A 10,406-nucleotide genomic window follows, 5' to 3' on the forward strand; every position below is an offset into this window, starting at 1 on the left:
GACGCGGCCAGGCACGGCGCGGCGATGCCCTGCATCACTGCCTGCGGCATGCGCGCTGGCGCGCGCCGCGCGAGCGGCGGCCGATGCCGCGTGCGCTCTGAGGAGCCGCTGCCGGCGCGAGCTCGGGCGTCAGCCCCGGCCGGCAGCGGTTCGCGGCGTCGGAACGAGAAGGCCATCTTCGTTCCGATGCGTTCCGGGCGGCTTGCCCCGAGCGGCGTGATGGCACGCGGCGCGGGGCAGCCGCCTTTTTTTCGTGCTGGCGCAAGCGCCCGAACGTGACGATGTCGGCGGCGCTCAGCCGGGCCGGGCCGCCATTACGGTGCCGTTTTCCGCCACGACCGGAACAGATCGAGCAAGGCGCGACAGGGTGTCGACATGCTCCCTGCCCGCCGCCAGACCGCGCCGACATCCATGGTCGGCACCGTCACGCTCAGCTCGCGGCGGCTGATCCGGTTGCCCTCCAGCGACCAGGGGCGATACACCAGGTCCGACAGGATCGTGACGCCGTGCCCGAGCGCGACCAGGCTCCTGACCGCTTCGATCGATCGACTCTGCATCCGGACCCTGGGCGCGATACCGTAGCTTCCCCAGTACCTGCCGACCGTGCGCAGATGCTCGTCCATGTCCAGCAGCAGGTAGTCCTCGCGCGCGACATCCTCGAGCGTGACGCGCGGCGCCTCCTGCAGCGGATGATCGGGACGGGTCCACAGGCGGCGGGCGTAGCGAAGGATCGTCTCGTACCTCAGGCCCTCGACTTCCGCCGTGTTCGATACCAGCAGCAGCGCGATATCGAGGCGATCGTCGACCAGCATCGCCTCGATGGTTTCCCGCTCGCTTTCGACGATGCTCACGTTCAGCTTGCCGAAACGCTCGGCGACGGCCGACATCAGCGAGGGCATCAGGTAGGCCGAGATGGTTTCGGTCACGCCGATGCGAACCTGCCCCGCGACCTGCTCGGGCACGTCCTGCGCCGCCGCGACGGCGCGATCGACCGAGATCGCCGCGTGCTGCACATGACGCAGAAAGCGCTCGCCCGCCTGGGTGAGCCGAACCCCTCTGGAATGACGCTGAAGCAGGGCCGTGCCCACCGCGTCCTCGAGCTTCTTCAAGGCGATCGTCATCGACGACTGGGACACCGCGCAAAGGTTCGCCGACTGGGAAATCTGCCCGGTGTCGGCGACGGACACGAAGTATTCGATCTGGCGCAGGGTGATGGATGTGCTCACGGGCGGAAACCTCGAAGGGCCTGGCAGTGCCGCAACGGCCTTGCCGCGAAGGCCCGAGCGCGGCATCGGATCGAGCCTGGCGATATTGATGAAATATATATCAGGCCATCAAAAGTATGAATTTGCCATGGCCGAGCCGGCTTCCTAGCATGGACGCCATCATGCAGCGGTCGATGCGGGCGGACCGGGATTCCCGAGGAACAGCACGCACGCCCACCATGCCCCAACTCGCTCCAGGCTCCCCATGACCGAACGAATCCGCCTGAATCTCGCCGCGCTGCGCGCGCTCGAAACGGCCGAACGCTGCCACAGCTTCACCGCCGCCGCCAACGAACTCTGCCTGACGCACAGCGCGATCAGCCATCAGATCCGGCAGGTCGAATCGATGCTGGAGACGGCACTGTTTACGCGCACGCAGTCGCGGATGATTCCGAGCACCGCCTGTACGCGGCTGGCCGAGCGAGTGCGCCGGGGGCTGACCGATATCGAATCGGCACTGCAGGAAGCAAGACAGGCCGACCGGCCGCGGCGTCTGTCGCTCAAGCTCAGCGTCATGGCCGACTTCGCGACCGCGTGGCTGATCCCCTCGCTCGAGGCCTTCCACGGCCGGCACCCGCATCTCGATCTCTCGATCTCGGTGCGCCATACCCGCGATGCTTCGGACGCGCAGGAAGCCGATATCGGCATCTGGCACAAGAGCGTCGATCGACACGGATTCCAGTCGCGGAAACTGCTGGAGGATCGGGTGATCGCAGTCTGCACGCCGGGGTTCCTCGACCGGCACCCGCCACTGGCGACGGCCATCGACCTGGTTCGCGTTCCGCTGCTGCGCTTCTCCGGTCGCTCGTGGCAGGAATTTTTTCTTGCCGCCGGTCTCGATGCCGTCGCCCCCGAATCGGGTCCGATGTTCGACGATGCGGCATCGCTGCTGCATGCCGCCCTCGCGGGCCAGGGTGTCGCCATGCTGAGGGAGCGCTTGATCCATCCTTACCTGCGGGAGGGAAAACTGGTGCAGGTCGGGCACACCCGGATCCCCTCCCATCTCGACTACCATCTGTGCTGGCGCGAAGACACGCGCAAACAGGCCGCCATCCTGCAGTTCGTCGCCTGGCTGGAGGACATAATCCAGCAGACGGGGCAAGCGTCACCGCCGCCACCGCACGACGATCCGACGGATATGCCGGGCATGCCGCGCTTCAGGCGCGAAGCCGCGCGTCGTAGAACGTGATGTCCTCGCCGTCGCGCAGATCCAGCACTTCGCAGCCGGATTCGGTGACCGCGACCACGTGCTCCCAGTAGACGGCCAGCGACTTGTCGGCGGTCTGTGCCGAACGCGTGACGTTGTTCAGGCGGATGCCCGCACCGGATCCGGCGCAAATGAACGGCTCGACCGTGATCACCATGCCCTTCTCCAGCACCCGCCCTTCGTTGATGGACGAGTCGTAGTAGGGAATCAGCCATCCGTCCGCGTGGACCTGGCCGATCGAATGCCCCGTTCCGCTCGGCACGCGCAGCATCGAGAACCCGAACGACTCGACATAGGCCTGCACGCGACGGGCGATATCCTGCACCTTCGCGCCGGGGCGGACCAGGCTGATGCCCAGGCACATGGCCTGGTATCCGACCGCCATCAACAGGCGCGCCTCGGCGCTGGTCTCCTCGCCGACGATCCACATGCGCTGGGTGTCGCCGCACCACCCTTCCTTCTTGATGCTGACGTCGACGCCGAACAGATCGCCCTTCTTCAGCGGCAGGTCGCTCGGTTCGCCGCTGAAGGCATTCTCGTTATGCGCGATCGAGATGCAGGCGTACTGGCTCGAATCGTAGCCGGCGAGATCCTCCCGATCGATTTCCGCGTGGTACTTGTTGACGATCAGGTCGTAGGCCAGGTCGTTGATCTGGCGCGAGCTCACGCCGGGTTGAATATGCGGCGTGAGATCCTGCAGCACCTGGGCAGCGATGCGGCCCGCGGCGCGCAGCATCGCGATTTCCTCAGGAGTCTTGATTGAAATTTTGTTGTAATCGATATCGTGGCTCATGTTCCTATCCTGCTTTTCCGGTTGAACGCACGTTGCGATCTCCAAGCGGATCGCAACCTCGTGTCGAGCAGCTGATCCATCGCTTCGACATGGAGGAAGTATTGGATTTCGAGTGCCGCCTCGTCCAACGATAGGTTTTCACAACTGATGTGAAGGATTTTCGCCGTGCCCTGCCGGCATCGCGCCGAATGGCCGGCCTCTGCGTGCGCCGATTCCCAACTCTTATATAAGATATAAGATGTTTGACACACCCTCATGCGACGATTAAAATGCCGTCCGAAGCCGTGCCCGGGGCAGTTCTCGGGGCGTCTGACGCGCCTTCCCCTGAAACACAATGCCAGCAGGTTCCCCCATGCTTGAAAACTATCGCGCTCACGTGGCCGCCCGCGCCGCGCTCGGTATTCCCCCCCTGCCGCTGACGGCTCAGCAAACCGCCGAACTGGTGGAACTGCTGACCAACCCGCCGGCCGGCGAAGAGCAGACCCTGCTCGAGCTGATCACCCATCGCGTGCCTGCCGGCGTGGACGAAGCCGCGCGCGTGAAGGCCGGCTTCCTGGCCGCCGTCGCCAAGGGCGAGACCGCCAGCCCGCTGATCTCGCGCGCGCACGCCACCGAACTGCTCGGCACCATGCTGGGCGGCTACAACATCCAGCCTCTGATCGAGCTGCTGTCCGACGAGGCGGTCGCCGCCGTGGCCGCCGACGCGCTGAAGAAAACCCTGCTGATGTTCGACCAGTTCCATGACGTCAAGGAACTGGCCGACCAGGGCAACGCGCACGCCAAGGCCGTGCTGCAGAGCTGGGCCGACGCCGAATGGTTCACCAGCCGCCCGGAAGTGCCGCAGAGCCTGACCATCACGGTCTTCAAGGTGACCGGCGAAACCAATACCGACGATCTCTCGCCGGCCCCGGACGCCACCACCCGCCCCGACATCCCGATGCACGCGCTGGCGATGCTGAAGAACACCCGCCCCGGCATCACGCCGGAAGAGGACGGCAAGCGCGGCCCGGTCAAGTTCATCGAATCGCTGAAGGAAAAGGGCCACCTGGTTGCCTACGTGGGCGACGTGGTCGGCACCGGCTCCTCGCGCAAGTCGGCCACCAACTCGGTGCTGTGGTTCACCGGCGAGGACATCCCCTACGTCCCGAACAAGCGCTTCGGCGGCGTGTGCCTGGGCAGCAAGATCGCCCCGATCTTCTACAACACCATGGAAGATGCCGGCGCGCTGCCGATCGAGCTCGACGTCTCGCAGATGGAGATGGGCGACGTGGTCGAGCTGCGCCCCTATGAAGGCAAGGCCTTGAAGAACGGCGAAGTGATCGCCGAATTCCAGGTCAAGTCCGAAGTGCTGTTCGACGAAGTGCGCGCCGGCGGCCGGATTCCGCTGATCATCGGACGCGGCCTGACCACCAAGGCGCGCGAGGCGCTGGGCCTGGCCCCGTCGACGCTGTTCCGCCTGCCGCAGCAGCCGGCCGACAGCGGCCGCGGCTTCTCGCTGGCGCAGAAGATGGTCGGCCGCGCCTGCGGCCTGCCGGAAGGCCAGGGCGTGCGCCCGGGCACCTACTGCGAACCGAAGATGACCTCGGTGGGCTCGCAGGACACCACCGGCCCGATGACGCGCGACGAGCTGAAGGACCTGGCCTGCCTGGGCTTCTCGGCCGACCTGGTGATGCAGTCGTTCTGCCACACGGCCGCCTATCCGAAGCCGGTGGACGTGAAGACCCACCAGACCCTGCCGAACTTCATCAGCACCCGCGGCGGCATCGCGCTGCGCCCGGGCGACGGCGTGATCCACTCCTGGCTGAACCGCATGCTGCTGCCCGACACGGTCGGCACCGGCGGCGATTCGCACACGCGCTTCCCGATCGGCATCAGCTTCCCGGCCGGTTCGGGCCTGGTCGCCTTCGCTGCCGCCACCGGCACCATGCCGCTGGACATGCCGGAATCGGTGCTGGTCCGCTTCAAGGGCAAGATGCAGCCGGGCGTGACGCTGCGCGACCTGGTCAACGCGATCCCGCTGTACGCCATCAAGCAGGGCATGCTGACGGTGGCCAAGCAGGGCAAGAAGAACATCTTCTCGGGCCGCATCCTCGAGATCGAGGGTCTGCCGGACCTGAAGGTCGAGCAAGCCTTCGAACTGTCGGACGCTTCGGCCGAGCGCTCGGCCGCCGGCTGCACGGTGCACCTGAACAAGGCGCCGATCATCGAGTACCTCAACAGCAACGTCACGCTGCTGAAGTGGATGATCGCCGAGGGCTACCAGGATCCGCGCAGCCTGCAGCGCCGGATCGCGGCGATGGAGCAGTGGCTGGCCGACCCGCAGCTGCTGGCCCCGGATGCCGACGCGGAATACGCCGCCGTCATCGAGATCGACCTGGCCGACATCCACGAGCCGATCGTGGCCTGCCCGAACGATCCGGACGACGTGAAGACGCTGTCGGACGTGGCCGGCGCCAAGATCGACGAAGTGTTCATCGGCTCGTGCATGACCAACATCGGTCACTTCCGTGCCGCCTCGAAGCTGCTGGAAGGCAAGCGCGACATCCCCGTCAAGCTGTGGGTGGCCCCGCCGACCAAGATGGACCAGAAGCAGCTGACCGAGGAAGGCCATTACGGCGTGTTCGGCACCGCCGGCGCGCGTACCGAAATGCCGGGCTGCTCGCTGTGCATGGGCAACCAGGCACAGGTGCGCGAAGGCGCGACGGTGATGTCCACCTCCACCCGCAACTTCCCGAACCGCCTGGGCAAGAACACCAACGTGTATCTCGGCTCGGCGGAACTGGCGGCGATCTGCTCGCGCCTGGGCAAGATCCCGAGCAAGGAGGAGTACATGGCCGACATGGGCGTGCTCAACGCAAATGGCGACCAGATCTACAAGTACATGAACTTCGACCAGATCGCCGACTTCAAGGACGTGGCCGATACGGTCAAGGCCTGAATGGGTGAATCGCGTGCGGCGTGAGGGTGGCGCTGTCGCGAGGTGAAAAAGGCGCCGCGGGCTCACTGCCTGCGGCGTCTTTTTTTGTGCGGCGCACCGGGGATCGGCCGGTGCCCGTCCTCCCCGGCAACCCTTCGCGCTTCCGTATACCATCGCGAAACCACCAAACCCCATGAGTCATCCCATGAGCGACCTGTCCGCCTTCCCGATCACGAAAAAATGGCCGGCGCAGCACCCCGACCGCATCCAGCTCTACTCGCTGCCCACGCCCAACGGCGTCAAGGCCTCGATCGCGCTGGAGGAACTGGGCCTGCCCTACGAGCCGCACCTGGTGCGCTTCGACACCAACGACCAGTTCTCGCCGGAGTTCCTGTCGCTGAACCCGAACAACAAGATCCCCGCGCTGATCGACCCGAACGGCCCCGGCGGCAAGCCGCTCGGCCTGTTCGAATCGGGCGCGATCCTGCTCTACCTGGCCGAGAAGACCGGCCAGTTGCTGCCGGCCGATCCGGCCGCGCGCTACCAGACCATCCAGTGGCTGATGTTCCAGATGGGCGGGATCGGGCCGATGTTCGGCCAGCTCGGTTTCTTCCACAAGTTCGCCGGACGCGAGTACGAGGACAAGCGCCCGCGCGAGCGCTACGTCGGCGAATCGAAGCGGCTGCTCGGCGTGCTGGAGACGCGGCTGGCCGCCAGCACCTGGATCGCCGGCGACGAATACACCATCGCCGACATCGCCACCTTCCCGTGGGTGCGCAACCTGATCGGCTTCTACGAGGCGCGCGAGCTGGTGGAGTTCGAGCACTTCCCGAACGTGGCGCGCGCGCTGGAAGCCTTCGTGGCGCGGCCGGCCGTGCAGCGCGGCCTGACCATCCCGGCGCGCGACTGACACGCGCCCTGCCCGGCCGTCGCGCTCGCGGCGGCGGCCGGCGCCTCGGGCGGGCCCGGTGCCCGCCCTTCCATCATGGCTTCGAAGCCTTCGCGTAGAGCGTCGAATCGGCGAAGCGATCGGTGTCGAGCACGCGCCCGATCAGGATCAGCGCGGTCCGCTCAATCGCGGTGCCGGCAATCTTTCCGACGATATCGGCCAGCGTGCCCGTCACGCGCGTCTCGTCCGGCCAACTGGCGCGATACACCACCGCGACCGGGCAATCGTCGCCGTAATGCGGGCGCACCTCCTCGACGATCCTCGCCAGATGGCGCACGCCCAGATGGATCGCCAGCGTCGCGCGATGCGCGGCCAGCCCGCCCAGCGCCTCGCCCTCGGGCAGGGTGGTCTTGCCCGCGTAGCGCGTCAGGATCACCGTCTGCGCCACCTCGGGCAGGGTCAGCTCGACACCGAGCGTGGCCGCGCAAGCCGCCGTGGCCGTCACCCCCGGCACGATCTCGTAGGGAATCCCGAGCGCCTTGAGGCGCCGGATCTGCTCGCCGATCGCGCCGTACAGCGAAGGGTCGCCGGAATGCACGCGCGCCACGTGCTCGCCGCGCGCGTGCGCCGCGCCCAGCAGCGCGACGATCGCATCGAGATCGAGCTCGGCGGTATTGACCACCGTGTGGGCCTGATGGCCGTCGAGCACGGCCTCGGGCACCAGCGAGCCCGCGTAGAGGATCACCGGGCAGCTGCGCACCAGGCGCTGGCCCTTCACCGTGATCAGCTCGGGGTCGCCCGGCCCGGCGCCGATGAAATACACCGTCATCTGTGGTTTTCTCCTTGGGTTCGTTCGCTTGTCGCGGCGCCGGCGCCGGTCGAGCCGCGCCGGACTGGATTCATGCCTGGCGCAGCGCGGCGAGCGCCCGTGCCAGCGCGACTGGATCGTCGAAGGCGCGATCGGCCTCGGGCAGCGCGGGGCGCTCGATCATCAGCACCGGCAGGCGCCGCTCGCGCGCCACCTCGAGCTTGGCCTCGGTGGCCGCGCCGCCGCTCATCTTGCTGACCAGCACGTCGACGCCGAGCAGGGCGAACAGCGCGCGCTCGTCCTCGAGCTTGAACGGGCCGCGCGCCGCGATCACCCGCGCGCGCGCATTGCCCGGATGCGCGTCGAGGCAGCGAATCACCCAATGCTGATGCGCGGGGATCTCGTCGAGATGCGCGAGCGGCTCGCGGCCCAGCGTGAAGAAGGGCCGCCGATACGGCGCCAGCGCGGCCGTCAAGGCGTCCCAGCCGCTGCTGACCATGCGCCAGTCGTCGCCCTCGCGCGCCTGCCAGGCCTCGCGGCGCAGCGCCCACAACGGCGTGCCGGTGGCGCGGCAGGCCTCGGCCGCATTGGCGCTGATGCGCGCCGCATAGGGATGGGTCGCGTCGACCACCAGGCCGATGCCGGCCTCGCGCAGCCAGGCGGCCAGTCCCTCGGCGCCGCCGAAGCCGCCCACGCGCACCGCGCAGGCCAGGTCTTCCGGCACCTTGCCGAGCCCGGCGAGACTGTAGACGTCGGTGGCGGCCAGCGTGCGCGCGAGCTTGAGCGCCTCGCCGGTGCCGCCCAGCAGCAGCACGCGCATCAGGCAGCCTCCCCAATTGGCTTGCGGACCTCGTACAGCGTGACCGGCAAGGCCTGCCGCCAGGTATCGAAACCGCCGAGCGGCGCCGCATTGGCCAGCGCGACACGCGTGAGCGCCCCGCCGTGCTGCTCGCGCCAGGCCAGCAGCGCGGTTTCGGCCTGCAGGGTCACCGCGTTCGCCACCAGCCTGCCGCCCGGCTTCAGCGCGGCCCAGCAGGCGGCCAGCACGCCCGCCTCGCTGCCGCCCCCGCCGATGAAGATCGCGTCGGGCGCCGCCAGCCCGGCCAGCGCCTCGGGCGCGCGGCCCGCGACGATCGCCAGGCCCGGCACGCCGAGCCGCTCGCGATTGAAGGCGATGGTCTCGCGGCGCTCGGCATCGGCCTCGATCGCGATCGCCGCGCAGGATGGATGCGCGCGCATCCATTCGATGCCGATCGAGCCCGAGCCGGCGCCGACATCCCACAGCAGCTCGCCCGGCGTCGGCGCGAGCCGCGCCAGCGTGATCGCCCGCATGTCGCGCTTGGTCAGTTGTCCGTCGTGTCGATAGGCCTCGTCGGGCAGGCCCGGCGTGAGCGGCAGCGGCGGCGTGCCGGCCGCGCGCACGCAGTCGAGCGCCACCAGGTTCAGCGCGGCCACCGTCTCGGCGGGCCAGCCCTGGGCAAGCGCGTCGATGCGCCGTTCGGCCGGGCCGCCCAGATGCTCGAACACGCTGAGCCGCGTGGCGCCGTAACCGGCCTCGGTGAGCAGCCGCGCGAGCGCGGCCGGCGTATTGCCGTCGGCGCTGAGCACCAGCAGGCGCCGACCGTGATGCAGTTGCCGCATGAGGGTGGCCAGCGGCCGTCCCACGCAGGACAGCACCTCCACCTCCTGCAGCGCCCAGCCCAGCCGCGCGGCCGCCAGCGAGACCGAGGACGGCGCCGGCAGCACGCGCAACTCCTCGGCCGGCAGTTGCCGCGCCAGCGTCGCGCCGATGCCGTAGAACATCGGGTCGCCGCTGGCCAGCACGCAGGTGGGCTCGGGGCGCCGCGCCAGCAGGGCCGCGATCTCGAACGGCTTCGGCCAGGGCTCGCGGCGCGCGCGCAGGCAGCCCGGCAGCATCGCCAGATGACGCTCGCCGCCGACCACCACCGCCGCGTCGATCAGCGCGCGCCGGGCTCGCTTGCCGAGCCCCTCGAAACCGTCGTCGCCGATGCCGATCACCGTCAGCCACGCCGTCATGCCCTGCTCTCCATGCCTGTCCCGCCCTCGTCCGATCGCTGTCCCCGATACGCCCGACCCGCCTCGCGCCGGGGCGCGCGGCGTATCTCGGCCAGGTGAAAGCAGGCATAATACAGCCTCGTTCGCCGGCGCCCAATCCGCCCGAAAGCAGCCTGACGAGCCCGATGGCCTGCCCGCCGGCGGTTTTCGACACGCTGCCGGGGCAAGGCGCGGCGTGCCTCGCGGCGCTGCCGCCGGCACGCGCCGCGAGTGCGCCGGCCCTTGCCGGCCCGGCATCGCGATTTGATCCGGTGCGCTTTTTTATCCGTTCCTTGCCCTCCCAAAGCCCGCCCCTTTCCCCCGCCCCGCTGCCTGCCGATCGGCCGGCCGGATACGCGCGCGCCGTCGATGCGCCGGGCAGCCCGCGTCCGAGCGCCTGCCCGGGCCTGGTGCGGGTGGTGGCGACCGGCGACGGCGGCCTGTGCCGCGTGCGGCTGCCGGGCGGCCGGCT

At 68.6% G+C, this 10,406-nt stretch carries 9 protein-coding genes; 4 read left to right on the forward strand and 5 right to left on the reverse strand.

Annotated elements, in window-relative coordinates; translation table 11 throughout:
* Nucleotides 1-314: 314 nt before the first annotated feature.
* The gene (locus tag F3J10_RS31640) at nucleotides 315-1,226 is read right to left on the reverse strand and encodes a LysR family transcriptional regulator (RefSeq protein WP_166915926.1); all 912 of its coding nucleotides are present in this window, start codon (nucleotides 1,224-1,226) and stop codon (nucleotides 315-317) included.
* Nucleotides 1,227-1,470: 244 nt separating this feature from the next.
* Between F3J10_RS31640 and F3J10_RS31645 the strand changes: the two genes are divergently transcribed.
* Entirely contained in the window at nucleotides 1,471-2,454 is a 984-nt protein-coding gene (locus tag F3J10_RS31645) for a LysR substrate-binding domain-containing protein (protein WP_166915924.1), read from the forward strand.
* Here the strand turns inward: F3J10_RS31645 and F3J10_RS31650 are convergent.
* On the reverse strand, nucleotides 2,423-3,265 hold the full coding sequence (locus F3J10_RS31650; RefSeq protein ID WP_105819631.1) for a M24 family metallopeptidase: 843 nt from the start codon (nucleotides 3,263-3,265) through the stop codon (nucleotides 2,423-2,425). The genes F3J10_RS31645 and F3J10_RS31650 overlap by 32 nt on opposite strands.
* 352 nt (nucleotides 3,266-3,617) lie before the next feature.
* Between F3J10_RS31650 and acnB the strand changes: the two genes are divergently transcribed.
* Complete coding sequence (acnB, locus tag F3J10_RS31655; RefSeq protein ID WP_166915922.1) at nucleotides 3,618-6,203, forward strand: bifunctional aconitate hydratase 2/2-methylisocitrate dehydratase; 2,586 nt, start codon at nucleotides 3,618-3,620, stop codon at nucleotides 6,201-6,203.
* 184 nt (nucleotides 6,204-6,387) lie between these two features.
* Complete coding sequence (locus F3J10_RS31660; protein ID WP_025098776.1) at nucleotides 6,388-7,092, forward strand: glutathione S-transferase N-terminal domain-containing protein; 705 nt, start codon at nucleotides 6,388-6,390, stop codon at nucleotides 7,090-7,092.
* A gap of 73 nt (nucleotides 7,093-7,165) precedes the next feature.
* On the opposite strand, the gene cobM is transcribed toward F3J10_RS31660, so the two are convergent.
* The 3 genes from cobM to F3J10_RS31675 all read right to left on the reverse strand — a co-directional run bounded on the left by cobM (nucleotide 7,166) and on the right by F3J10_RS31675 (nucleotide 9,916).
* Nucleotides 7,166-7,900, reverse strand: a complete 735-nt coding sequence (cobM, locus tag F3J10_RS31665) for a precorrin-4 C(11)-methyltransferase (protein ID WP_025098775.1) — start codon at nucleotides 7,898-7,900, stop codon at nucleotides 7,166-7,168.
* A gap of 70 nt (nucleotides 7,901-7,970) precedes the next feature.
* On the reverse strand, nucleotides 7,971-8,699 hold the full coding sequence (locus tag F3J10_RS31670; protein WP_167243750.1) for a cobalt-precorrin-6A reductase: 729 nt from the start codon (nucleotides 8,697-8,699) through the stop codon (nucleotides 7,971-7,973).
* Nucleotides 8,699-9,916 (reverse strand): bifunctional cobalt-precorrin-7 (C(5))-methyltransferase/cobalt-precorrin-6B (C(15))-methyltransferase, encoded by a 1,218-nt coding sequence (locus F3J10_RS31675; protein ID WP_025098018.1) that lies wholly within the window; start codon nucleotides 9,914-9,916, stop codon nucleotides 8,699-8,701. The genes F3J10_RS31670 and F3J10_RS31675 overlap by 1 nt, the downstream gene beginning before the upstream one ends.
* A 164-nt stretch (nucleotides 9,917-10,080) precedes the next feature.
* Here F3J10_RS31675 and F3J10_RS36075 point away from each other — a divergent pair.
* Nucleotides 10,081-10,406: hypothetical protein (locus tag F3J10_RS36075; protein WP_345791247.1), on the forward strand; the 326-nt coding region annotated here is incomplete at its 3' end.

Source organism: Burkholderia sp. Cy-637, assembly GCF_011753175.1.
In the GTDB taxonomy this organism is placed as follows: domain Bacteria; phylum Pseudomonadota; class Gammaproteobacteria; order Burkholderiales; family Burkholderiaceae; genus Burkholderia; species Burkholderia gladioli.

Coding starts and splice junctions, on each gene's coding strand:
- F3J10_RS31645 (WP_166915924.1), top strand. CDS start 1,471: ATGACCGAACGAATCCGCCTGAATCTCGCCGCGCTGCGCGCGCTCGAA.
- F3J10_RS31650 (WP_105819631.1), bottom strand. CDS start 3,265: ATGAGCCACGATATCGATTACAACAAAATTTCAATCAAGACTCCTGAG.
- acnB (WP_166915922.1), top strand. CDS start 3,618: ATGCTTGAAAACTATCGCGCTCACGTGGCCGCCCGCGCCGCGCTCGGT.
- F3J10_RS31660 (WP_025098776.1), top strand. CDS start 6,388: ATGAGCGACCTGTCCGCCTTCCCGATCACGAAAAAATGGCCGGCGCAG.
- cobM (WP_025098775.1), bottom strand. CDS start 7,900: ATGACGGTGTATTTCATCGGCGCCGGGCCGGGCGACCCCGAGCTGATC.
- F3J10_RS31670 (WP_167243750.1), bottom strand. CDS start 8,699: ATGCGCGTGCTGCTGCTGGGCGGCACCGGCGAGGCGCTCAAGCTCGCG.
- F3J10_RS31675 (WP_025098018.1), bottom strand. CDS start 9,916: ATGACGGCGTGGCTGACGGTGATCGGCATCGGCGACGACGGTTTCGAG.